The following is a 25,013-nucleotide window of genomic DNA, read 5'->3' as shown; positions in this document are numbered from 1 at the left end:
AAATGGCAAAATTAACAAAAAAGCAAAAAGAGGCTGCTTCAAAAATTGAAAAGAACAAATTATACTCTTTAAAAGATGCTGCGGCATTAATTAAAGTTGTTGCTTCTGCAAAATTTGATGAGTCTGTTGATATCGCAGTTCGTTTGGGTGTTGATCCAAGAAAAGCGAATCAAATGGTTAGAGGTGTAGTTACTTTACCTCACGGAACAGGAAAAGACGTTAAAGTATTAGCATTGGTTACTCCAGATAAAGAAGCTGAAGCAAGAGAGGCTGGAGCAGATCACGTTGGTCTTGACGATTACTTACAAAAAATTAAAGACGGTTGGACAGATGTTGATGTGATCATTACTATGCCTGCTGTTATGGGTAAATTAGGTCCATTAGGTCGTATTTTAGGGCCTAGAGGTTTAATGCCAAACCCTAAAACAGGTACAGTAACTATGGATGTTGCTAAAGCTGTTCAAGAAGTTAAAGCTGGTAAAATTGACTTTAAAGTTGATAAAACTGGTATCGTACACGCAGGAATCGGTAAAGTTTCTTTTGGAGCTGAGCAGATTGTTGACAACGCACACGAAATTATTCAAACATTAATAAAACTTAAACCAACTGCTGCTAAAGGTACATACATCAAAGGTATTCACCTTACAAGCACAATGAGTCCTGCTATCGCATTAGACCCAAAAGCAGTATAATTGGTAGTTAAAAATTTTTAGTATGACTAGAGAAGAAAAATCAATCGCGATTGAAAATTTAACTGCGCAGTTAGCTGGTACAAATATCATTTACATTTCTGATATTTCTGGTTTAAACGCAGAGACAACTTCAAACTTGCGTAGAGCTTGTTTTAAAGCAGGTATCAAATTAGAGGTTGTAAAGAACACTTTGCTTGCAAAAGCAATGGAAGCTTCTTCTAATGATTATGGTGATTTACCTACAGTTTTATCAGGTAACAGTGCTATCTTTATTTCTGATGTTGCTAACGCGCCTGGAAAAATTATCAAAGATTTCCGTAAGAAATCTGATAAACCAGTTTTAAAAGGAGCTTACATCAATTCTGAAGTATATATTGGAGACAACCAATTAGATGCATTAGCTACGATTAAATCTAAAGAAGAGCTTATTGGAGAAATCATTGGATTATTACAATCTCCAGCTCAAAGAATTATTTCTGCTTTACAAAACAAATTCGCTGGAAGCGAAGAAGAAGGAGCAGAGTAATTTTATCGTAAGGGAGTTTGCTTCCTTACTGCTTAATTAGCGCACAATAATTAAATTATATTTTTTACACAAATCATTTTAAACGATAGAAAAAATGGCAGATTTGAAACAATTCGCAGAACAATTAGTTAACTTAACAGTTAAAGAAGTTAACGAATTAGCAACAATATTAAAAGATGAGTACGGAATCGAGCCTGCTGCTGCTGCTGTAGTAGTTGCTGCTGGAGGTGGAGACGGTGCTGCTGAAGAAGCACAAACTGAATTTACAGTTGTATTAAAAGATGCAGGAGCTTCTAAATTAGCTGTTGTAAAATTAGTTAAAGAATTAACTGGTTTAGGTCTTAAAGAAGCTAAAGATGTAGTTGACGGTGCACCAAGCAACGTTAAAGAAGGTGTTTCTAAAGAAGAGGCTGAAGGTCTTAAAAAATCTTTAGAAGAGGCTGGAGCTACTGTTGAGCTTAAATAATTAAACTCAGTTTAAGAACTAGGTTTAGGTCTTGAGTTAACACTCAAAGGCCTAAACCATTTTTCGTATAATAAAATATTATAAATTTTATTATCCCATAGTTTAAAATACGAAAAAGTTTTTGATCAATACGAAGAAAGAAAATCGAACTTGTTTTATTGTTTTATTTTTAAAGATGTATTGATTATAATAAGAAAGTATAGATTAAACAGTGTGTTTACACAAACAAAAATTACTTTTTTTTAATCAAAATTTTGTCCATTGATGATAACAAATCAGACTGAAAGATTGAATTTTGCCTCTACAAAAAATATCCCTGATTATCCAGATTTCTTAGATGTTCAGGTTAAATCTTTTAAAGATTTCTTTCAATTAGAAACGAAATCTGACGAAAGAGGCAACGAAGGGTTATACAATACCTTCATGGAAAACTTCCCAATTACAGATACAAGAAATAACTTTGTATTGGAATTCCTAGATTATTTTGTTGATCCTCCACGTTATACAATTCAAGAATGTATAGAGAGAGGTCTTACTTATAGTGTGCCTTTAAAAGCTAGGTTAAAACTATATTGTACAGATCCAGAACACGAAGATTTTGAAACTATTGTACAAGATGTTTATCTTGGAACAATTCCTTACATGACTCCTAGTGGTACTTTTGTTATTAATGGTGCCGAGCGTGTTGTAGTATCTCAATTACACCGTTCTCCAGGGGTTTTCTTTGGACAGTCATTCCACGCAAATGGAACTAAACTTTATTCTGCGAGAGTAATTCCTTTTAAAGGATCTTGGATAGAATTCTCTACTGATATTAACAGCGTAATGTACGCGTATATTGATAGAAAGAAAAAATTACCTGTAACAACTTTATTCCGTGCTATCGGTTTCGAAAGAGATAAGGATATCCTTGAAATTTTCGACTTAGCAGAAGAAATTAAAGTTTCTAAAACAGGAATTAAGAAATATATTGGTAGAAGACTTGCTGCGCGTGTTTTGAATACATGGCACGAGGATTTCGTAGATGAGGATACTGGAGAGGTAGTTTCTATCGAGCGTAACGAAATCATCCTTGATCGTGATACTATTATCGACAAAGATAATGTTGAAGAGATCATCGATTCTAACGTAAAATCTATTTTGTTGCACAAAGAGGATAATAACCAAGCAGATTATGCTATTATCCACAACACGTTACAAAAAGATCCAACAAACTCTGAAAAAGAAGCTGTAGAGCACATTTACCGTCAGTTGCGTAATGCTGAACCGCCTGATGAGGAAACTGCTCGTGGTATTATAGATAAATTGTTCTTCTCTGATCAACGTTATAACTTAGGTGAAGTTGGTCGTTACAGAATGAACAAAAAATTAGATTTAGATATCCCTATGGATAAGCAAGTGCTTACTAAAGAAGATATCATTACAATCGTTAAATATTTGATCGAGTTGATCAACTCTAAAGCAGAGATTGATGATATTGATCACTTATCAAACCGTCGTGTTAGAACAGTTGGTGAACAATTGTCTCAACAGTTCGGTGTTGGTTTAGCACGTATGGCTAGAACTATTCGTGAGAGAATGAACGTTAGAGATAACGAGGTGTTTACACCAATTGATTTGATCAATGCTAAAACATTATCATCAGTTATCAACTCTTTCTTTGGTACTAACCAGTTATCTCAATTTATGGACCAAACGAATCCATTAGCTGAGATTACACACAAAAGAAGACTTTCTGCACTTGGGCCAGGTGGACTTTCGAGAGAGAGAGCTGGTTTCGAGGTTCGTGACGTTCACTATACGCACTATGGTCGTTTATGTCCGATTGAAACTCCTGAGGGACCAAACATTGGTTTGATTTCATCTCTTGGTGTTTATGCAAAAGTAAACGGAATGGGATTCATCGAAACTCCATACCGTAAAGTTACAGATGGTGTTGTTGATTTAGAAAGCGCACCAATCTATTTAAGTGCTGAAGAAGAAGAAGGTAAAATGATTGCTCAAGCAAACATTGAAATGGATGCTTCTGGTAAAATTACAGCTAGTAATGTTATTGCTCGTGAAGAGGGTGACTTCCCAGTTGTTGAACCAAGTTCAGTACATTATACAGACGTTGCTCCTAACCAGATCGCTTCGATTTCTGCATCTTTGATTCCTTTCTTGGAGCATGATGATGCGAACCGTGCGTTGATGGGATCGAACATGATGCGTCAGGCAGTTCCTTTGATCCGTCCTGAAGCACCGATTGTTGGTACAGGTTTAGAGCGTCAGGTAGCTTCAGATTCAAGAGTATTAATCAATGCTGAAGGGCATGGTACTGTTGAATACGTAGATGCTAACATCATCACTATTAAATACGATCGTACAGAAGACGAGAGAATGGTAAGTTTTGATGCTGATGAGAAAACGTACAACTTAATTAAATTTAGAAAAACCAATCAAGGTACAAGTATCAACTTGAAGCCTATCGTAAGAAGAGGTGATAGAGTTGTTCCTGGACAAGTATTGTCTGAAGGATATGCTACTCAAAATGGAGAATTAGCTTTAGGTAGAAACTTAAAAGTTGCGTTCATGCCATGGAAAGGATACAACTTCGAGGATGCGATTGTAATTTCTGAGAAAGTAGTTCGCGATGATATTTTTACATCTATCCACGTTGATGATTATTCATTAGAGGTTAGAGATACTAAGTTAGGAAACGAAGAGTTAACAAACGATATTCCTAACGTTTCTGAAGAAGCTACTAAAGATTTAGATGAAAACGGTATGATCAGAATTGGAGCGGAGGTTAAACCTGGCGACATTTTGATTGGGAAAATTACACCAAAAGGAGAATCAGATCCTACTCCAGAGGAGAAATTGCTTCGTGCAATCTTCGGAGATAAAGCGGGTGATGTGAAAGATGCTTCATTAAAAGCTTCTCCATCATTACATGGTGTAGTTCTTGACAAAAAATTATTTGCAAGAGCCGTAAAAGATAAACGTAAACGTACTCAAGATAAAGATGCTTTAGGCGCTTTAGAAATGGAATTCGAAACTAAATTTGTTGAATTAAAAGACAGATTAGTTGAGAAATTATTCTTGATCGTTAACGGAAAAACATCTCAAGGTGTAATGAATGATTTGGGTGAAGAAGTTTTACCAAAAGGTAAAAAATATACTCAAAAAATGCTTTACGCAGTAGAAGATTTTGCTCACTTAAGCAAAGGTCAGTGGGTTGCTGATGATGCTACAAATAAAATGGTTAATGATTTAATTCATAACTATAAAATTAAGCTGAACGACTTACAAGGAGCTTTAAGAAGAGAGAAATTCACTATTACGGTTGGAGATGAATTACCATCTGGAATCTTGAAATTGGCTAAAATCTATATCGCTAAAAAACGTAAGTTAAAAGTTGGTGATAAAATGGCAGGACGTCACGGTAACAAAGGTATTGTTGCAAGAATCGTTCGTCATGAAGATATGCCTTTCTTAGAAGATGGAACACCAGTAGATATCGTATTGAATCCACTTGGGGTACCTTCACGTATGAACATTGGTCAGATTTATGAGACTGTTCTTGGATGGGCTGGTATGAACTTGGGTAGAAAATTTGCTACTCCAATTTTTGACGGTGCTTCTCTAGACGAGATCAACGCTTTGACTGATGAGGCTAACGTACCACGTTTCGGGCATACATATCTTTATGATGGTGGAACTGGAGAGCGTTTTGCACAAAAAGCAACTGTGGGTGTAATTTACATGCTTAAATTAGGACACATGGTTGATGATAAGATGCACGCACGTTCTATCGGACCATACTCATTGATTACGCAACAGCCACTTGGAGGTAAGGCTCAATTTGGAGGTCAGCGTTTTGGAGAGATGGAGGTTTGGGCACTTGAGGCTTATGGAGCTTCTAGTACTTTACGTGAAATCTTAACTGTTAAGTCTGATGACGTTATTGGTAGAGCTAAAACTTACGAAGCTATCGTTAAGGGTGAAACTATGCCAGAACCAGGTTTACCAGAATCATTCAATGTATTAATGCACGAATTGAAAGGTCTAGGATTGGATCTTCGTTTGGAAGAATAATAAAAGTTTTGGAATCAGTCTCATTTTTTAATGGGACTGATTACTCATTTATAATAAGTTTTTAAAGATTTATACCCGTAACCCGTTCCGATTTTTTATAACAATGCAAGGCATTTTATAACTAGCGCTTCAAATAAGAATTTGAGGTTTAGAGAAGTAACCCGAGGTAGTAGCTGAATGATTAACTCTTATTTTTTTTAAGAGTAGATTATAAATCTAAATTCAATTTTTTAATTGCAAATAAATCAATAGTAAAAACTATGATGAATAACAGAAACAATAATAAAGATAAGAATCCAGTAAAAAGATTTAACAAAATTTCTATTGGATTGGCTTCACCAGAATCTATCTTGAAAGAATCAAGAGGAGAGGTTTTAAAGCCAGAAACAATTAACTATAGAACGCACAAACCAGAGCGTGACGGACTTTTCTGCGAAAGAATCTTCGGACCAGTAAAAGATTTCGAATGTGCTTGTGGTAAGTATAAAAGAATTCGTTACAAAGGTATCATCTGTGACCGTTGTGGTGTTGAAGTTACTGAGAAAAAAGTACGTCGTGATAGAGTAGGACACATCAACCTTGTTGTGCCAATTGCTCACATCTGGTACTTCCGTTCTCTTCCAAACAAAATTGGTTATATCCTTGGTCTTCCATCTAAGAAATTAGATATGATCATCTACTACGAAAGATACGTAGTAATCCAAGCTGGTATTGCTAAAAATGCAGATGGAGAATCTTTACAAAGATTAGATTTCTTAACTGAAGAGGAATATTTGAATATTTTAGATACTCTTCCACAAGAAAACCAATATTTAGATGATTTAGATCCTAATAAATTTGTTGCCAAAATGGGAGCAGAGTGTATTATGGATTTATTAGCTCGTATTGACTTAGATGCTTTATCTTATGAATTAAGACACAGTGCCAACAACGAGACTTCTAAACAAAGAAAAACTGAGGCTTTAAAAAGATTACAAGTTGTTGAGTCTTTCCGTGAGTCTAACGAAAACCGCGAAAACCGTCCAGAATGGATGATTATGAAAGTGGTTCCAGTTATCCCGCCAGAATTACGTCCGCTTGTGCCACTTGATGGAGGTCGTTTTGCAACTTCAGATTTGAACGATTTATATCGTCGTGTAATCATCCGTAACAATCGTTTGAAAAGATTAATGGAGATTAAAGCTCCGGAAGTTATCTTAAGAAACGAGAAGCGTATGTTGCAAGAATCTGTAGATTCATTATTTGATAACACTCGTAAAGCTTCTGCTGTTAAAACAGAATCTAACAGACCATTAAAATCATTATCTGATTCCTTAAAAGGTAAGCAAGGACGTTTCCGTCAAAACTTACTTGGTAAACGTGTGGATTATTCTGCTCGTTCGGTAATTGTCGTTGGTCCAGAGTTAAAATTATATGAGTGTGGATTGCCAAAAGATATGGCTTCTGAATTATACAAACCATTCGTTATCCGTAAATTGATCGAAAGAGGTATTGTAAAAACAGTAAAATCTGCTAAGAAAATCATTGATAAGAAAGAGCCTGTAGTTTGGGATATCCTTGAAAACGTAATTAAAGGACACCCAGTATTACTTAACCGTGCTCCTACTTTGCACAGACTTGGTATTCAGGCTTTCCAGCCAAAATTAATTGAAGGAAAAGCGATCCAGTTACACCCATTAGTATGTACGGCATTCAACGCCGATTTCGATGGTGACCAGATGGCGGTTCACTTACCATTAGGACCAGAGGCTATTTTAGAGGCACAATTATTAATGTTGGCTTCTCACAATATCTTGAACCCTGCAAATGGTGCTCCAATTACTGTACCTTCTCAGGACATGGTCTTGGGTCTATATTATATGACCAAAGAGCGTATTTCTACAGAAGACCACAAAATTATTGGTCAGGATTTAACTTTCTATTCTGCTGAAGAAGTAAACATTGCATTAAACGAAGGAAGATTAGAATTGAATGCTCGTGTAAAAATTAGAGCAAAAGATTTTAATGATGCTGGAGAATTAGTGTATCAAATTATTCAAACAACTGCAGGACGTGTATTATTTAACGAAGTAGTACCTGAAGCAGCTGGATATATCAACGACGTATTGACTAAGAAAAACCTTAGAGATATTATCGGACACATTTTAAGTGTAACTGATGTACCTACAACGGCAGCTTTCTTGGATAATATGAAAGATATGGGGTATAAATTTGCATTTAGAGGAGGTTTATCATTCTCTTTAGGTGATATTAGAATTCCAGAACAAAAAACGAAGTTAATTGCAGATGCTAGAGAGCAAGTTGAAGGTATCTCAACTAACTATAACATGGGTCTTATTACAAATAACGAGCGTTACAACCAAGTTATTGACGTATGGACTTCAGCAAATGCTCAGTTAACAGAGTTAGCAATGAAAAATATTAGAGAAGACCAACAAGGTTTCAACTCTGTATATATGATGCTTGACTCTGGGGCGAGGGGTTCTAAGGAACAGATTCGTCAGTTAACTGGTATGCGTGGTTTGATGGCTAAGCCTAAAAAATCTACTGCTGGTGGTGGTGAGATTATTGAAAACCCGATTCTTTCTAACTTTAAGGAAGGTCTTTCGATCCTTGAGTACTTTATTTCTACTCACGGTGCTCGTAAAGGTCTTGCGGATACGGCTCTTAAAACGGCCGATGCTGGTTACTTAACAAGAAGGCTTCATGACGTTTCTCAAGATGTTATTGTTAACATCGAAGATTGTGGAACTTTAAGAGGTGTTGAAGTTGCTGCATTGAAGAAAAATGAGGAAATCGTTGAATCTTTAGGAGAGAGAATTTTAGGACGTGTTGCATTACAAGACGTTATTAATCCTCTTACTAACGAAGTAATGGTTAAATCTGGAGAGCAAATTACTGAAGCAATTATGAGAACTATCGAAGCTTCTCCAATTGAAAAAGTAGAGGTTAGATCTCCATTAACTTGTGAAGCTTTAAAAGGTATTTGTGCTAAATGTTACGGTAGAAACTTAGCTACTGGTAAAATGACACAAAGAGGTGAAGCTGTCGGAGTTATTGCAGCTCAGTCTATTGGAGAGCCAGGTACACAGTTGACACTTCGTACGTTCCACGTTGGAGGGGTTGCTGGAGGTATCTCTGAAGAGTCTAGTATCGTTACAAGATTCGCAGGTAGACTTGAAATTGAAGATTTAAAAACAGTTAAAGGAGAGGACGGAGAAGGTAACTCTGTTGATATCGTAGTTTCACGTTCAACGGAATTAAAATTAGTTGACGAGAAAACTGGAATTGTTTTAAATACACATAACATTCCTTACGGTTCTAGTATCTTTGTTGGAGATGGAGAAACTGTAGCTAAAGGAACTGTAATCTGTAAATGGGATCCATATAACGGTGTAATTGTTTCTGAGTTTACAGGTAAGATTGCTTACGAAGATTTAGAGCAAGGACAATCGTTCATGGTGGAGATCGATGAGCAGACTGGTTTCCAGGAAAAAGTAATTTCTGAAGCTAGAAACAAAAAATTAATCCCAACTTTATTAGTTTATGGTAAAGAAGGTGAATTGATTCGTTCTTACAACTTACCAGTAGGTGCACACTTAATGGTTGAAAACGGTGAGAAAATTAAAGCAGGTAAAGTATTAGTAAAAATCCCACGTCGTTCTTCTAAAGCGGGCGATATCACGGGAGGTTTACCAAGAATTACTGAGCTTCTTGAGGCTCGTAACCCTTCTAACCCAGCAGTTGTATCTGAAATTGATGGTGTTGTTTCTTTTGGAAAAATCAAAAGAGGTAACCGTGAGATCGTTATCGAATCTAAATTTGGTGAGATTAAAAAGTATTTAGTTAAACTTTCTAGCCAAATCTTAGTACAAGAGAATGACTTCGTAAGAGCGGGAGTTCCATTGTCTGATGGTGCGATTACACCAGATGATATCTTAAGAATTCAAGGTCCAGCTGCTGTTCAACAGTACTTGGTAAATGAAATTCAAGAGGTTTACCGTTTACAAGGGGTAAAAATTAATGATAAGCACTTTGAGGTAGTTATTCGTCAAATGATGCGTAAAGTAAGAGTTCAGGATCCAGGTGATACTTTATTCTTAGAAGACCAATTAATCCATACTAAAGATTTCATCGTTCAAAACGATAAATTGTACGGTATGAAAGTAGTTGAAGATGCTGGAGATTCTTCAGTATTGAAACCAGGTCAGATCATTACACCTCGTGAATTACGTGATGAAAATTCATTATTAAAACGTACAGATAAAAATCTTGTTGTAGCAAGAGACGTAATCACTGCAACTGCAACGCCAGTTCTTCAAGGTATTACAAGAGCTTCGTTACAAACTAAATCATTCATCTCTGCTGCTTCTTTCCAAGAAACAACAAAAGTACTTAACGAAGCTGCTGTAGCTGGTAAAGTAGATGATCTAGAAGGATTAAAAGAAAATGTAATTGTTGGACACAGAATTCCTGCGGGAACTGGTATGAGAGAGTACGATAACACTATCGTAGGATCTAAAGACGATTACAACGAAATGATGGCAAATAAAGAAGAATACATTTATTAATTAGGAAACTATGAGTAATCCGAAACAACAACAAGAGCAAATTAATATTGAGTTGGACGAAACTATTGCAGAAGGAATTTATTCTAATCTTGCAATTATCAATCACTCATCATCTGAGTTTGTTTTAGATTTTGTGAGTATTATGCCAGGTATTCCTAAAGCCAAGGTAAAATCAAGAATTGTCTTGACACCACAACATGCTAAGAGATTATTAAAAGCAATAGGTGAAAATATCCATAGATTTGAGGCTGCTCATGGCGAAATCAAAGAAACGGAACAAGCGCCAATTCCGCTTAATTTTGGTCCAACTGGACAAGCATAAACTTTAAAAGCCCCTTTTTTAAGGGGCTTTTTTTATGGCTTTTGAGTTAAAATGCAGTTTGTCGGATTTAATTTACTTTAGTCGGGTAATTTTCTTTTCAAGAAAGTATTTATTTAACTTGCTATTGCCTAAAAAAGATTAAATTTTGAAATATAATGACTTAGTAAAGGTTGATTAATTCAAATTATAAAAAAGCGCTGATTTAAGTATTAGCGCTTTTTTTATGTTTAAAAATGAGATCTTTATAATGAGCATTAAAAATATTTTTTTGTTCTCCCAACCTTTTTATTAAATCAATACTCTATATAAATAAGAAGCTTCTCGAAAGTTTATAACTTATATACAATAGAGTATGAAAAAGAAATTCACCTTAGAAATTGCAACTCCTTGTTCTGAAAATTTTGATAAGATGATTCCAAACTCACAGGGTTCATTCTGTAATTCATGTATGAAGAATGTTATCGATTTGAGTAAAAAGACAAATTCAGAAGTAGCCAAGTTTATTAATGAAAATAAGGATAAAAATATCTGCGCGCGATTGAAAACGAAGCAGTTGGAAGAGGAATTTGTTTATAATGAAACTTCTAAAATAAATAGTTTAAAATATGCGACTGTTGCTGCTTCTGTTTTGTTGGCATCAAATATTGTGGCACAAGAAAAAGAACCTATTAAAACAGAAATAAACTGCCCTAAACCAGATGTATATAAAGTAGGTAAGGTGGCTTACAATCAAATTCAAAATGAAGAAGTTTCAGTAATAATTAAAGGGGAATTATTAGAGGCAAAAACCAATAAACCTTTTAACAGAGAAACTTATTCTAAATTTAATGATTGCTTTTAGTGGCTCGCAGAATCCTGTAAAAGTAAATTATAAAACAGGAGAGTTTTCTATAGAATCCAAGGTTCTAAAGAATAGTAAAACGTTAATGGTTACAATCACAGCTAATGATTATTACCTTTCAAAAGAGATATCCTTTGATGTGAAATCAGTTAAAAATAATATTTTAATGAAAAATATAATTGTTGGTTCAGAAGAACTTAACAGAATATATATTGCCGGCGGATTAGGAATTAATTATACTAAGTAATATTCAAATTTACATATTGGGGAATGTAAATGAAAAAAGGCTGTCTAAATAAAATTTGACAGCCTTTTTGTTTTTTTTATCTAAAGAAAGCTCATTTAATCAAACTCGGATGTAAAATACAATTTCACAGTTGGATATTTGCTTTGCGTCATTTGAATTGTAAAATCAGAATCGGCTAAAAATACCAATTGACCATATTTATCGTGAGCCAAGAATTTTTGTTTGATACGTTTAAACTCTTTAAATTCTTCATTTTTAGCATCATCTGGTTTTACCCAGCACGCTTTATGAACAGGGAAGTTCTCGTAAGTACATTTAGCACCATATTCGTGCTCTAAACGATATTGAATTACCTCATATTGAAGTGCTCCAACGGTTCCAATAACTTTACGATTATTCATTTCTAAAGTAAATAACTGCGCTACACCTTCATCCATTAACTGATCTACTCCTTTTTCTAATTGCTTAGCTTTCATCGGATCAGCGTTGTTAATGTATCTAAAGTGCTCTGGAGAGAAACTCGGAATTCCTTTAAAGCTCATAATTTCGCCTTCTGTCAAAGTGTCTCCAATTTTAAAGTTTCCAGTATCGTGTAAACCAACAATATCACCAGGATAAGAAATGTCTACAATTTCTTTTTTCTCAGCAAAAAAGGCATTCGGACTTGAGAATTTTAAATTTTTCTTTTGGCGAACGTGGTAATATGGTTTGTTTCTTTCGAAAGTTCCAGAAACAATTTTGATAAAGGCTAAACGGTCACGGTGTTTTGGATCCATATTGGCGTGGATTTTAAAAACAAATCCCGTCATTTTCTCCTCTGTAGGTTCAACTGTACGAGTTTCAGAATCTTTCGGCCTTGGAGATGGAGCAATTGTAATGAAACAATCTAATAATTCACGAACTCCAAAATTATTTAAGGCTGAACCGAAGAATACGGGCTGAATTTTTCCATCTAAATAATCTTGACGTTCAAATTTAGGATATACTTCGTCAATTAATTCTAATTCTTCGCGAAGTTTGTTGGCTGCTTTTTCACCCACAATTTTATCTAATTCTGGATTGTTCTGTACATCAGAAAAAGCAATTGTTTCTTCGATATTTTTACGACTGTCTCCGCTGAAAAGGTTAATATTTTCTTCCCATAAATTATAAATTCCTTGGAAATCGTAACCCATTCCGATTGGGAAACTTAACGGTGTAACTTTTAAACCTAATTTTTGTTCTACTTCATCCATCAAATCAAAAGCATCTTTACCTTCACGATCTAATTTGTTGATGAAAACAATCATAGGAATATTACGCATTCTACAAACAGCAACTAATTTTTCTGTTTGTTCCTCAACCCCTTTAGCAACGTCAATTACAACAATTACGCTGTCTACGGCAGTTAAAGTTCTAAATGTATCTTCAGCAAAATCCTTGTGTCCAGGAGTATCAAGGATATTGATTTTTTTATCTTTATAATTAAAAGCAAGCACAGAAGTCGAAACCGAGATACCTCTTTGGCGTTCGATTTCCATAAAGTCACTCGTTGCTCCTTTTTTAATTTTGTTATTCTTTACAGCTCCTGCTTCTTGAATTGCACCTCCAAATAAAAGTAATTTCTCTGTTAATGTCGTTTTACCGGCATCGGGATGCGATATAATTCCAAATGTTCTTCTGCGTTGTATTTCTTTTAAAAAGCTCATATTTCGTATAAATAGGTTGCAAAAGTACTATTAAATTACGGCTTTATAAAAATATTCAGTTCCTAAATTTGGTAGTCTTTACTTCTAACGGGATTTTTAAACAAAAAAATAAGGCTGTTTTGCAACAGCCTTAAATAGTCATTTTTAAAATTACTGATTAATTGACCAAATTGAATATCCTTTTGGAGGACATTGTATTTTTACCCATTTGTCTGCCTGAGTAGTTGGGTACCAAGTTGAGTTTCCTGTAAAATCTTTAATTTGAGTATTGGCCCAATTGGTCTGAATCCATCTTTCTTGCCAAACATCTGAGTTGTTAATGTAAACTACCAATCCTGGATTTCCGTTATATCCGTTTCTTCTCGCAACATATTCGTCATTGTCAGAATATAAAATAGAAGTTGTTCCTGTTGCTTTGTTATTGTGGATCCAGATTAGATTATTTAATTTGTTTTTATCTAGCCATTCTTCATAATCTCTATAAAAAATAGTTGGATAACCTTCGTGAGTTAATATATAGGAGTAGGCAAGCATTTTGCTCCAAATTTCATCAGTATCATGATTAGTTACAAAAGTTACCGCTTTGTATGGATTGCGTTTCCACATCATATCATCATTCAAAAGAGCAAGGTTATTTCCGTCAAAAGCATCATTCATTTTGTAATAGCAGGCAAAGTCAAAAACAGAACTATTAGCTGCGTTTGCCCAGTCATTTAGTACATTTACATTTGAATCCCATAGTTCTCCAACAGAAAATCCGCCTACATTAGCATTCCAAGCATTTACAACCCAAGCACCGAATCCTTTTACATAGTCGAATCTCCAGCCATCAAATTTCATGGTATTTTTATAGTATTTGCCAACTCCATCAGCTCTAATCCACAACCAATCTTTTACATACGGATCGGCATGGCATAAGTCAGGAAATCCTCCAAATGAGCCTTCGTCATTATTGCCATAGCTGTTTTTGTAAAAATTGGCATAAGTACGTTTAAATTTTCCTGAAGCTATTCCATTAAAATTAGTCCAAGTATTTGTTCCAGTAAAAGGATTCGCTTCAGATTGTCCGCCACTGTTATGGTTAATTACAATATCCGCATAAACCTTAATGTTTTCTGCGTGTGCAGCTGTAATTAAATTGACTAATTCGGTTTTTGATCCGAATCTTGTTTCTGTTGTTCCATTCTGATTATAATCTCCAAAATCAAAATAATCTGTTGGGTCATATCCCATAGAAAATGCTCCATTTTGCGCTTTTGAAGCAGGTGGAAGCCAAATTGAGCCAATTCCAGCATTTCCCCAAGCCGTTACTTTACTGCTTACTGTATTCCACCAATTTCCTCCAGCGGGAACATCCCAATAGAAAGCTTGCATCATAACGCCTCCACCAGGATTATCAACATATTTTCCTGTTGTAGAATTGCTTGAAGCTCCTGTACTGAAAGGTTTACCATCGTGATGCGTAACATCAATAATTTTAAATTTTTGACTTTCAGTTTTTGCATCCGATTCACTGGTTTCATTTTCAGAACACGAATACAGAAGTGCACTAAATGCCGTAATAAGGCATAATTTTAAAATAGGTTTTTTCATAATAGATGTGGTTAAGTTAAATAGTGAGCTTTGTAATTGTTTAATTATAAGGTTTAAAAACGCAGATATTTCTATTTTTTTACCCTGTAAATTATTAATTACGCATCTAAAGTAAAGTTTTTTTGATTTAATTTTAATTTGCAATAAAATAGAGGTCAACGAAAACGTTGTAGTGTTGAGAACTTTTTTTTATGGTGCTTATAATTAGGTGTTTATTTGATGTTTAAAACTAAATTTATGAAGCAATTACAAACTGTCTTTCATTGAATTAGAAAAATTGGAAGAAATGATTTCGTACATTGAAAGAGAACTATCCTATAATTTTTTGTTAATACTATATCGGATAGTTGGATTATGTAATTGAATTGTTATTTTTGTTCGTTATAAGTTACGAAAGAACTATACTTTAATTATTTATGTTGATGAACATACATAGTTTCAGAGGGATTATCTAAAACAGGCTTACATTCAAATAAAAATTAAAATAATGCTATTAAAAAAATTACAGCTAAAAACAATTGATTACAAGTTTGCACTAACAATTTGTTTTTTTCTTTTTTTTACTCCAATTATCTCAGCGCAAGAAATTATTCCTGATGTTGTGGCCCAAAAACCAATTGAAGTTCCTTCTGGTGGGAAATTGAAAATCGACGGAATTATTGCGACAGTAGGAGATTATATCGTTTTGGATTCTGATATCGATAAAGGATTTTTAGAAATTACTGCGCAAGGCGGATCTGTAAAAGATATTACAAGATGCCAGATGCTTGGTAAACTTTTAGAAGATAAATTATATGCTCACCAAGCAATTCAGGATAGTATTATCGTAAGTGATGCGGAGGTAAGAGGAATGATGGAAGATCGTCTTAATTACATGACGCAACAGGTAGGAGATATCAATAAAGTTGTTGAATACTATAAAAAAAGCTCTGTAGAAGAGTTTAAGACATATTTTGCTGATATCTTAAAAGAGCAAAAATTAGCATCAGAAATGAGAGATAAAATCGTTAAAGATGTTGAAATCACTCCAGAAGAAGTTCGTAATTTCTTCAAGAAAATCCCAAAAGATGAATTGCCAACTTTTGGAGCTGAAATGGAAGTAGCGCAAATTGTTGTTGAGCCTAAAATTTCTAAAGAAGACAAGCAAAAAGTTATCGATAGATTAAACGCAATTCGACAAGACGTTCTAGAAGGTTCTAGTTTTGCAACAAAAGCAGTTTTGTATTCTCAAGATCCAGGATCTGCGCCAAACGGAGGATATTATAAAATGACAAGAAAAACTCCTTTTGTTAAAGAGTTTAAAGATGTTGCATTTAGTTTGCAAGCGGGTGAGATCTCTCAGCCATTTGAAACTACTTTTGGATACCATATTATTATGGTAGAAAAAATTAAAGGGCAAGAAGTAGAGCTTCGTCATATTTTGATTGCTCCAACTGTTTCTGAAGCAGCTTTAAAAGAAGCAAAGGAAAGAATTACAAATATTAGAAATAAAATCATCAATAAAGAGTTGACTTTTGCTGAAGCGGCAAGAACAGAATCTGATGAAAAGGAAACTAGAGCAAACGGAGGAACATTGGTAAATCCAACAACACAAGATACTCGATTTGAGTTGACAAAAATGGATCCGACATTATACAGCCAGGTTTCAAATTTAAAAGGAGATGAGATTTCTCAGCCACTTTTAAATACTGATGATAAAGGTAAAAAAACATATAAGTTAATTACAGTTACCAACAGAATTGAAGATCATACTGCAGATTATGCTAAAGATTATACTAAGATCAAAGAATTAGCATTAAAAGAGAAGCAGATTAATGCCATTGCAAAATGGTTTGATGCTAAAATTAAAGACACTTACATCAAAATTATCGGCGAGTATAAAGACTGTTCTTTTGCAAACAATTGGTTGAAAAAATAAGTTTTAATAAATAAATAAAAAGAGTTAGTTTTATGAATTCATAGAATTAACTCTTTTTAATTTTAAATACATTCATAAATGTCTGACGTAACAGCAATTCACAATTTAGTTCAAAAAAGAAATGAATTAAAAAAAGAAATAGCGAAAATCATTGTAGGGCAAGACGCCGTTGTAGATCAAATTTTACTTTGTATATTTTCTGGAGGACACGCACTTTTAATTGGAGTTCCTGGTTTAGCAAAAACCTTAATGATAAATACTTTGTCTCAGGCCTTAGGTCTGGATTTTAAAAGAATTCAGTTTACGCCAGATTTGATGCCTTCTGATATTTTAGGAAGCGAAATTTTAGATGAAAATAGGAACTTCAAATTCATCAAAGGACCTATTTTTTCTAATATTATTTTGGCCGATGAGATAAACAGAACGCCACCAAAAACACAAGCAGCTTTGCTGGAAGCAATGCAAGAAAGATCGGTGACAATTGCAGGACAGCACCATAAATTAGATTTGCCCTATTTTGTTTTAGCAACTCAAAACCCTATTGAGCAAGAAGGAACTTATCCTTTGCCAGAAGCGCAATTGGACCGTTTTATGTTTGCTATTAAATTGGAATATCCAACTTTTGAAGAAGAAGTTCAAGTTGTAAAAAGAACAACTTCTGATGTCAAAACAGAAATTAATCCGTTATTTACAGCTCAGGAAATTATCGATTTTCAGCACCTAATTCGCAGAATTCCTGTTGCAGATAATGTTATAGAATATGCGGTAACTCTAGTAAGCAAAACTCGTCCAGATAATAGTTTAACTAACGATTTTGTGAAAAACTATTTAGATTGGGGAGCTGGGCCAAGAGCTTCGCAGAATTTAATTCTAGCAGCAAAAGCGCATGCGGCTTTTAATGGGAAATTTTCACCAGATATTGAGGATGTTCAAGCCGTTGCGACAGGTATCTTGAGACACAGAATTATTAAAAACTATAAAGCTGATGCTGAAGGTATAACAGAAGAAGTTATTATTAAAAAATTAATGTAAAATTTAATATTTACATTTATAGAATCCTGATAATTTATTGTCAGGATTTTTTTGTTTTTAGCACGTCAAAAACTCTTCTCAAAAGAGGTGTAAAATCCCAACTATAACGTTATAATTGCTTATTTAGAAAGATTCTTTATGAAAATAGAGGTAAAAACTTACTTGTTTTCTAACATCAAATTTCGACTTTGTTAAAGAAAAGATCTTTAAATGTTAATAATTCATTATTTTGATGTAAAATTGAGTTTTTGGCAAAAACAAGCAGTGAAAATCGTTTTTTAGCAATAATAATTTTTGAAAAGGCTTGTTCTATTAAATTTTTTTTAATTATCGCCTTTAATGCTTAAATTTGCCTCAAAAAAATAAATCCGCTTTTATTATGAATATTTATCAGGATTACATTCAAGAAATTGAAGAAAGAAAAAATCTAGGGTTACACCCTAAACCAATTGATGGAGCCGAATTATTAAGCGAAATCATTTCCCAAATTAAAGATGCAGATAACGCCAATCGCGAAGACTCTCTTAAGTTTTTTATTTACAATACATTACCTGGTACTACAAGTGCTGCAGGTGAAAAAGCAAAGTTTTTAAAAGAAATTATTCTTGGCCAATCGGTAGTAAAAGAAATCACTCCAGCTTTTGCTTTTGAGTTGCTTTCACACATGAAAGGTGGGCCATCAATTGAAGTATTGCTTGATTTAGCTTTAGGTAGTGACGCTGCAATTGCAAAAGAAGCGGCGAAAGTATTAAAAACACAAGTTTTCCTTTACGAAGCAGATACAGATCGTTTGGTAGAGGCATTCAAAAATGATAATGCAATTGCAAAAGAAATCCTTGAAAGTTATGCTCAAGCTGAGTTTTTTACAAAACTTCCAGAAGTAGCAGACGAAATTAAAGTGGTTACTTTTATTGCTGGTGAAGGTGACATTTCAACAGATTTACTTTCTCCAGGAAATCAAGCTCACTCTCGTTCAGATCGTGAACTTCATGGTCAGTGTATGATTACTCCTCAAGCGCAACAAGAAATTAAGGCGTTACAAGCACAACATCCTGATAAAAGCGTAATGTTAATTGCTGAAAAAGGAACAATGGGAGTTGGTTCTTCTAGAATGTCAGGTGTAAACAACGTAGCACTTTGGACAGGAAAGCAAGCAAGTCCATATATTCCATTCGTTAATATCGCTCCAATTGTTGGAGGAACAAACGGAATTTCTCCAATTTTCTTAACAACAGTTGATGTTACTGGTGGTATTGGTTTAGACCTTAAAAACTGGGTAAAGAAAGTTGATGCAGATGGCAACGTTATTCGTAATGAAAATGATGAGCCAATTTTAGAGCAAGCATATTCTGTTGCTACAGGAACGGTTCTTACAATAAATATTAAAGAGAAAAAGCTTTATAATGGCGATCAGGAATTGATTGATATTTCTAAAGCATTTACTCCTCAAAAAATGGAATTTATCAAAGCGGGTGGTTCTTATGCTATCGTATTTGGTAAAAAACTTCAAACATTGGCTGCGAAAGTTTTAAATGTTGAAGCTCCTCTTGTTTACGCTCCATCAAAAGAGGTTTCTCATGAAGGACAAGGTCTTACTGCAGTAGAGAAAATCTTTAACAAAAATGCAGTTGGTATTGCGCCAGGTAAAGTATTACACGCTGGTTCTGACGTTCGTGTAGAAGTAAATATTGTAGGTTCTCAAGATACTACAGGTCTAATGACTGCTCAGGAATTAGAATCTATGGCTGCTACAGTGATTTCTCCAATTGTTGATGGTGCTTACCAATCTGGTTGTCACACTGCTTCGGTTTGGGATAAAAAAGCACAAGCTAATATTCCTAAATTGATGAAATTTATGAACGATTTTGGTTTGATCACAGCTCGTGACCCAAAAGGCGTTTATCATGCAATGACTGACGTTATCCACAAAGTACTTAACGATATTACTATTGACGAGTGGGCTATCATCATTGGTGGTGACTCTCATACAAGAATGTCAAAAGGTGTTGCTTTTGGTGCTGATTCAGGAACTGTTGCTCTTGCATTGGCTACTGGAGAAGCTTCAATGCCAATTCCAGAATCTGTAAAAGTTACTTTCAAAGGAGATATGAAAGGGTATATGGATTTCCGTGATGTTGTTCATGCTACTCAAGCTCAAATGCTTCACCAATTTGGAGGAGAAAATGTTTTCCAAGGAAGAATCATTGAGGTTCACATTGGAACATTAACTGCTGACCAAGCCTTTACATTTACAGACTGGACTGCAGAGATGAAAGCTAAAGCTTCTATCTGTATTTCTGAAGATGATACTTTAATCGAATCATTGGAAATTGCTAAAGGCAGAATCCAAATTATGATCGACAAAGGAATGGATAACGAGAAACACGTTCTTCAAGGATTGATTAATAAAGCTGATAAGAGAATTGCTGAAATTAAATCGGCAGAGAAACCAGCTTTAACTCCAGATGCAAATGCTAAATATTATGCTGAAGTTGTAGTTGATCTTGATCAAATTGCTGAGCCAATGATCGCCGATCCAGACGTAAATAATGCTGATGTTTCTAAACGTTATACTCACGATACCATTAGACCATTATCTTTCTATGGTGGAGAGAAAAAAGTAGATCTTGGATTTATTGGTTCTTGTATGGTTCACAAAGGAGATATGAAAATCCTTGCTCAAATGTTGAAAAACGTAGAGGCACAAACAGGAAAAGTAGAATTTAATGCTCCTCTTGTAGTTGCTCCTCCAACTTATAACATTGTTGATGAGTTGAAAGCAGAAGGTGACTGGGAAGTTCTACAAAGATATTCTGGTTTCGAGTTTGACGATAATGCGCCAAAAGGTGCAGCTCGTACAGAATACGAAAACATGTTATACTTAGAGCGTCCAGGATGTAACCTTTGTATGGGTAACCAAGAAAAAGCAGCTAAAGGAGATACAGTAATGGCGACATCTACTCGTTTATTCCAAGGAAGAGTTGTGGAAGATAAAGAAGGTAAAAAAGGAGAATCGTTACTTTCTTCTACACCAGTTGTAGTTTTGTCTACAATTTTAGGAAGAACTCCAACATTAGCAGAATATACAACTGCGGTTGAAGGTATTAACTTGACTAAATTTGCACCTTCTAATAAATCGTTAGTAATGTAATCTTACGATTATTAAGATATCAAAAGCCCGAGCGATAAACTCGGGCTTTTTCTTTTTTAACTCTCCTATTTTTTGTAACTTGTCATGTTCAAAAAAGAATAATAAAAACAAAAAATCTATGGCTTTTGATATCGAAATGATTAAAAAAGTGTACGAGAACATGCCAGGTCGCGTTGATAAAGCGCGCGAGATTGTTGGTCGTCCGCTTACTTTAACAGAGAAAATTTTATACAATCACCTTTGGGATGGAAATCCTACGAAGGCGTTTGGAAGAGGAATTGATTACGTCGATTTTGCACCCGATCGCGTAGCTTGTCAAGATGCAACTGCACAAATGGCATTATTACAGTTTATGCACGCTGGTAAATCTAAAGTGGCGGTTCCAACAACGGTTCACTGTGATCACCTAATTCAGGCAAAAGTAGATGCTGTAACCGATTTGGCAAGAGCAAAAACACAGAGTAATGAGGTTTTTGACTTCTTATCTTCTGTTTCTAATAAATACGGAATTGGTTTCTGGAAGCCAGGAGCTGGAATTATTCACCAAGTTGTACTTGAAAATTATGCATTTCCTGGCGGAATGATGATTGGTACCGATTCTCATACTGTAAATGCAGGTGGTTTAGGAATGGTGGCAATTGGTGTTGGTGGAGCAGATGCTGTAGATGTTATGTCTGGAATGGCTTGGGAACTTAAGTTTCCTAAATTAATCGGAGTTAAATTAACCGGTAAATTATCGGGATGGACGGCTCCAAAAGATGTTATTCTTAAAGTGGCAGGGATTCTTACTGTAAAAGGTGGTACTGGAGCTATTGTAGAGTATTTTGGTGAAGGTGCAACAGCTATGTCTTGTACAGGTAAAGGAACAATTTGTAATATGGGAGCTGAGATTGGAGCTACAACTTCAACTTTTGGTTACGATGATTCAATGAGCCGTTACTTACGTTCGACAAATAGAGCAGAAGTGGCTGATGCTGCAGATAAAATTGCTTCTTACTTAACTGGAGATCCAGAGGTATATGCAGATCCAGAAAAATATTTTGATCAAGTTATCGAAATAGACTTATCTACATTAGAACCGCATTTAAATGGTCCTTTTACTCCAGATTTAGCGACTCCAATTTCTAAAATGAAAGAAGAAGCAGTTAAAAATAATTGGCCATTACAAATTCAAGTTGGTTTGATTGGTTCTTGTACAAACTCTTCTTACGAAGATATTTCTCGTGCAGCTTCATTGGCAAGACAGGTTGCTGATAAAAATTTAAAAACAAAATCACAGTTTACAATCACTCCAGGTTCTGAAGTTGTACGTTCTACAATCGAAAGAGATGGATTTATTGATACTTTCCATAAAATTGGTGCAACAGTTTTTGCAAATGCTTGCGGACCATGTATTGGTATGTGGGATAGAGAAGGAGCGGAAAAAGAAGAAAGAAATACCATTGTGCACTCTTTCAATCGTAACTTCTCAAAACGTGCAGATGGTAACCCAAATACTTTGGCCTTTGTAGGATCGCCAGAATTGGTAACAGCCTTGGCTATTGCGGGTGATTTAAGTTTTAATCCATTGACAGATAAATTAATCAACGAAGATGGAGAAGAAGTAATGCTTGACGAGCCAACAGGAGACGAACTTCCTGCTAAAGGTTTTTATGCTGAAGATCCAGGTTTTCAAGCTCCAGCGGAAGATGGTTCAAGTGTTCAAGTAGTGGTTAATCCAGCTTCAGAGCGTTTACAATTATTAGCTCCATTTGATGCTTGGGATGGTAAAAATATTACTGGTGCTAAATTGTTAATTAAAGCATTCGGAAAATGTACTACAGACCACATTTCTATGGCTGGACCTTGGTTGCGTTTCCGTGGACACTTAGATAATATTTCAAACAATATGTTGATAGGAGCGGTAAATGCTTACAATCAAAAAACAAATTCGGTTAAAAACCAATTGACTGGCGAATATGATGCTGTTCCTGCTGTAGCTCGTTCATACAAAGCGGCTGGAGTTCCATCTATCGTAGTTGGAGATCATAACTACGGAGAAGGTTCTTCTCGTGAGCATGCGGCTATGGAACCACGTTTCTTAGGAGTTAAAGCGGTGTTGGTGAAATCTTTCGCTCGTATTCACGAAACAAACCTTAAAAAACAAGGTCTTTTAGGATTGACATTTGCAAACGAAGCAGATTACGATAAAATCCAGGAAGATGATACCATTAACTTCTTAGATTTAACAGAATTTGCTCCGGGCAAACCATTAACATTAGAATTTGTTCATGCAGATGGTACAAAAGATATTATCTTGGCAAACCATACCTACAACGCAGGTCAAATTGGCTGGTTTGTTGCGGGTTCTGCATTAAATTTAATTGCAGCTGGAAAAGCTTAATATTTTAAATTTAATATAATGTAAAAGCCCTGTGAAAACAGGGCTTTTATTTTTTACAAACAATATGTTGATGCGATTAGTTTTTGTTTGCTAAACTATCTTGTGATAGAACTCTAATTCGGTAAGGTCTTGTGGTCTCAAATTCATCTATAGAAATGCTGTATGTTTTTGATGAAGGAGATGCGTAGTAATTGCTGAAATCGTATCCTCCAATGATATATAATTTGTCATTAATAAAGTGCATTGCAGCACATTTTAGTTCAAGATTAATATAAAATTCTTTAATTAGTTTTGATTTTGTATTGTAAACAAACAGTTTTCCGTCTTCAAATAGGTAAATAGTGTCGTCATTGTATGTAACTGCAGGATTTTCGAGTCGGCAAAGTAAAGTTGCTTCCTTTTTCCAGCTTTCATTTGTTAAATCGAAACTCTGAATCTCAGAAAAACTTCTATTGTCGGAATTGCCAATTGTAAAAATTTTGTCCTCAATCAAAACTCCGCTTACTTCTTGGGCTACTGGCATTTTTGCTAACTCATACCAAAGGCCAGAAGTTAAATTGTACAGATGTACTTTATCTGTAAAAATTTTTGCACCTCTTACAGTTGATTTTATTGATCCACCCATAACAATAATGTTGTCCTTGTAGCTGAAGGAAGCAAAGTTTACGGCTTTATGTGGATTTGTTTTGTCAATTGCAATTTGATTTGTGTTAAGGTCAAAAACTTCAATTTCATTATCTAGAAATTCATGTTTTTTATTGCCTAGAGGCCCTCTTTTTCCTCCCAAAACATACAGTGTGTTATTGTAAAAATTTATACTATGGTAAGCTCGTTTTTTTAATTTCTGATTTGATTTCTCCCATACATCTGTTTTTGGATCATAAATAAGGAGATCTCCCTTGTAAAAAACTTTACCTTGATCGCCTCCAATCTCTTGAAGATATTTGTTTAAAAAAATAGGATCATTAAATCTAGTAGGATCACCGCCACCAATGTCTTTTGATTTTATAGTAGTTAAAACATTCCATTGTTCACTATTGTCACCTCCAACAACATAAATTTTACCATTTACTGCTACAGATCCAAAAGAATAAATACCATACTCCAAAGGTGATAATTTGGTGAAGTCAAGTTTCGATTTTAATTTAGACCACCTATTATCAGTTACAGTTACATTTTTTAAGGTTTCAATATCTTCCTCAAGCGAGATAACATAATTTGACTTTTTTAAATCTGTAATCGCAATTTTTGTTGTGATGAATCCGATATGAGAAACCTGAAGAGTGTCATTTGGATTTATTTTATTATTCAATGAAAATTCTCCTTTTTTATTGGTTAAAGTTCCAATATGAGTACGCAATAAATAGATATTGGTGTCTTCTATCGGTAAATTTGTCGCTTGAGATTTAACAATTCCACTTACTGTTTGCGCATTTGTAATAAAAGGTAGTAAAACGATAATATACAGTAGTTTTTTCACGGTAAATAAGTTTTGTCTTGGATTAA

15 protein-coding genes are annotated in these 25,013 nt (G+C 34.7%); 12 read left to right on the top strand and 3 right to left on the bottom strand.

Annotated elements, in window-relative coordinates; translation table 11 throughout:
- Positions 1-2 precede the first annotated feature (2 nt).
- The 8 genes from rplA (at position 3) to AC3Y25_RS18100 (ending at position 11,742) form a co-directional block, all read left to right on the top strand.
- A complete protein-coding gene (gene rplA, locus AC3Y25_RS18135; protein WP_025572415.1) occupies positions 3-692 on the top strand; it encodes a 50S ribosomal protein L1 in 690 nt (229 codons plus the stop codon).
- A gap of 22 nt (positions 693-714) precedes the next feature.
- A complete protein-coding gene (gene rplJ, locus AC3Y25_RS18130) occupies positions 715-1,218 on the top strand; it encodes a 50S ribosomal protein L10 (protein ID WP_012024014.1) in 504 nt (167 codons plus the stop codon).
- A 94-nt stretch (positions 1,219-1,312) separates the two neighbouring features.
- Positions 1,313-1,684, top strand: a complete 372-nt coding sequence (gene rplL / locus AC3Y25_RS18125; protein WP_008466917.1) for a 50S ribosomal protein L7/L12 — start codon at positions 1,313-1,315, stop codon at positions 1,682-1,684.
- Between the two features lie 264 nt (positions 1,685-1,948).
- The gene (rpoB, locus tag AC3Y25_RS18120; protein WP_248729635.1) at positions 1,949-5,761 is read left to right on the top strand and encodes a DNA-directed RNA polymerase subunit beta; all 3,813 of its coding nucleotides are present in this window, start codon (positions 1,949-1,951) and stop codon (positions 5,759-5,761) included.
- A gap of 260 nt (positions 5,762-6,021) precedes the next feature.
- Positions 6,022-10,332: a DNA-directed RNA polymerase subunit beta' gene (gene rpoC / locus AC3Y25_RS18115; RefSeq protein WP_250833872.1), complete on the top strand. Its 4,311-nt coding sequence runs from the start codon at positions 6,022-6,024 to the stop codon at positions 10,330-10,332.
- 10 nt (positions 10,333-10,342) lie between these two features.
- Entirely contained in the window at positions 10,343-10,654 is a 312-nt protein-coding gene (locus AC3Y25_RS18110) for a DUF3467 domain-containing protein (RefSeq protein WP_055094614.1), read from the top strand.
- Between the two features lie 352 nt (positions 10,655-11,006).
- On the top strand, positions 11,007-11,495 hold the full coding sequence (locus AC3Y25_RS18105; protein WP_489903708.1) for a hypothetical protein: 489 nt from the start codon (positions 11,007-11,009) through the stop codon (positions 11,493-11,495).
- Positions 11,482-11,742, top strand: coding sequence for a hypothetical protein (locus AC3Y25_RS18100; RefSeq protein ID WP_489903707.1), 261 nt, complete (start codon positions 11,482-11,484; stop codon positions 11,740-11,742). Before AC3Y25_RS18105 ends, AC3Y25_RS18100 begins: the two co-directional genes overlap by 14 nt.
- Positions 11,743-11,837: 95 nt before the next feature.
- Here AC3Y25_RS18100 and AC3Y25_RS18095 read toward each other — a convergent pair whose 3' ends face one another.
- Together AC3Y25_RS18095 and AC3Y25_RS18090 are read right to left on the bottom strand one after the other, a co-directional pair.
- Positions 11,838-13,430, bottom strand: coding sequence for a peptide chain release factor 3 (locus AC3Y25_RS18095; protein WP_177210637.1), 1,593 nt, complete (start codon positions 13,428-13,430; stop codon positions 11,838-11,840).
- Positions 13,431-13,580: 150 nt separating this feature from the next.
- Positions 13,581-15,023 (bottom strand): alpha-amylase, encoded by a 1,443-nt coding sequence (locus AC3Y25_RS18090; RefSeq protein ID WP_489903706.1) that lies wholly within the window; start codon positions 15,021-15,023, stop codon positions 13,581-13,583.
- 487 nt (positions 15,024-15,510) lie between these two features.
- Here AC3Y25_RS18090 and AC3Y25_RS18085 point away from each other — a divergent pair, with 487 nt between their 5' ends.
- From AC3Y25_RS18085 to AC3Y25_RS18070, 4 genes are all read left to right on the top strand, one after another.
- Complete coding sequence (locus AC3Y25_RS18085; RefSeq protein ID WP_489903705.1) at positions 15,511-16,941, top strand: peptidylprolyl isomerase; 1,431 nt, start codon at positions 15,511-15,513, stop codon at positions 16,939-16,941.
- Positions 16,942-17,019: 78 nt separating this feature from the next.
- Positions 17,020-17,973, top strand: a complete 954-nt coding sequence (locus tag AC3Y25_RS18080; RefSeq protein ID WP_095928768.1) for an AAA family ATPase — start codon at positions 17,020-17,022, stop codon at positions 17,971-17,973.
- Positions 17,974-18,352: 379 nt separating this feature from the next.
- Positions 18,353-21,124 (top strand): bifunctional aconitate hydratase 2/2-methylisocitrate dehydratase, encoded by a 2,772-nt coding sequence (locus AC3Y25_RS18075; protein WP_489903704.1) that lies wholly within the window; start codon positions 18,353-18,355, stop codon positions 21,122-21,124.
- Positions 21,125-21,242: 118 nt separating this feature from the next.
- Complete coding sequence (locus AC3Y25_RS18070) at positions 21,243-23,507, top strand: aconitate hydratase (RefSeq protein WP_489903703.1); 2,265 nt, start codon at positions 21,243-21,245, stop codon at positions 23,505-23,507.
- A 76-nt stretch (positions 23,508-23,583) separates the two neighbouring features.
- Here the strand turns inward: AC3Y25_RS18070 and AC3Y25_RS18065 are convergent, their stop codons facing one another.
- The gene (locus AC3Y25_RS18065) at positions 23,584-24,987 is read right to left on the bottom strand and encodes a Kelch repeat-containing protein (RefSeq protein ID WP_489903702.1); all 1,404 of its coding nucleotides are present in this window, start codon (positions 24,985-24,987) and stop codon (positions 23,584-23,586) included.
- Between the last annotated feature and the right edge of the window lie 26 nt (positions 24,988-25,013).

This window comes from Flavobacterium sp. LK-23, from assembly GCF_058135255.1.
Note: the sequence above shows the minus strand (reverse complement) of the source record. Positions and strands in the feature narration are given on the sequence as shown.

What these genes read in the sequence shown, in the direction of transcription:
- AC3Y25_RS18095 (WP_177210637.1), bottom strand. Translation starts at nt 13,430, where the DNA reads ATGAGCTTTTTAAAAGAAATACAACGCAGAAGAACATTTGGAATTATA.
- AC3Y25_RS18070 (WP_489903703.1), top strand. Translation starts at nt 21,243, where the DNA reads ATGGCTTTTGATATCGAAATGATTAAAAAAGTGTACGAGAACATGCCA.
- AC3Y25_RS18090 (WP_489903706.1), bottom strand. Translation starts at nt 15,023, where the DNA reads ATGAAAAAACCTATTTTAAAATTATGCCTTATTACGGCATTTAGTGCA.
- rpoC (WP_250833872.1), top strand. Translation starts at nt 6,022, where the DNA reads ATGATGAATAACAGAAACAATAATAAAGATAAGAATCCAGTAAAAAGA.
- AC3Y25_RS18100 (WP_489903707.1), top strand. Translation starts at nt 11,482, where the DNA reads ATGATTGCTTTTAGTGGCTCGCAGAATCCTGTAAAAGTAAATTATAAA.
- rplA (WP_025572415.1), top strand. Translation starts at nt 3, where the DNA reads ATGGCAAAATTAACAAAAAAGCAAAAAGAGGCTGCTTCAAAAATTGAA.
- AC3Y25_RS18110 (WP_055094614.1), top strand. Translation starts at nt 10,343, where the DNA reads ATGAGTAATCCGAAACAACAACAAGAGCAAATTAATATTGAGTTGGAC.
- rpoB (WP_248729635.1), top strand. Translation starts at nt 1,949, where the DNA reads ATGATAACAAATCAGACTGAAAGATTGAATTTTGCCTCTACAAAAAAT.
- AC3Y25_RS18080 (WP_095928768.1), top strand. Translation starts at nt 17,020, where the DNA reads ATGTCTGACGTAACAGCAATTCACAATTTAGTTCAAAAAAGAAATGAA.
- rplL (WP_008466917.1), top strand. Translation starts at nt 1,313, where the DNA reads ATGGCAGATTTGAAACAATTCGCAGAACAATTAGTTAACTTAACAGTT.
- rplJ (WP_012024014.1), top strand. Translation starts at nt 715, where the DNA reads ATGACTAGAGAAGAAAAATCAATCGCGATTGAAAATTTAACTGCGCAG.
- AC3Y25_RS18085 (WP_489903705.1), top strand. Translation starts at nt 15,511, where the DNA reads ATGCTATTAAAAAAATTACAGCTAAAAACAATTGATTACAAGTTTGCA.
- AC3Y25_RS18105 (WP_489903708.1), top strand. Translation starts at nt 11,007, where the DNA reads ATGAAAAAGAAATTCACCTTAGAAATTGCAACTCCTTGTTCTGAAAAT.
- AC3Y25_RS18075 (WP_489903704.1), top strand. Translation starts at nt 18,353, where the DNA reads ATGAATATTTATCAGGATTACATTCAAGAAATTGAAGAAAGAAAAAAT.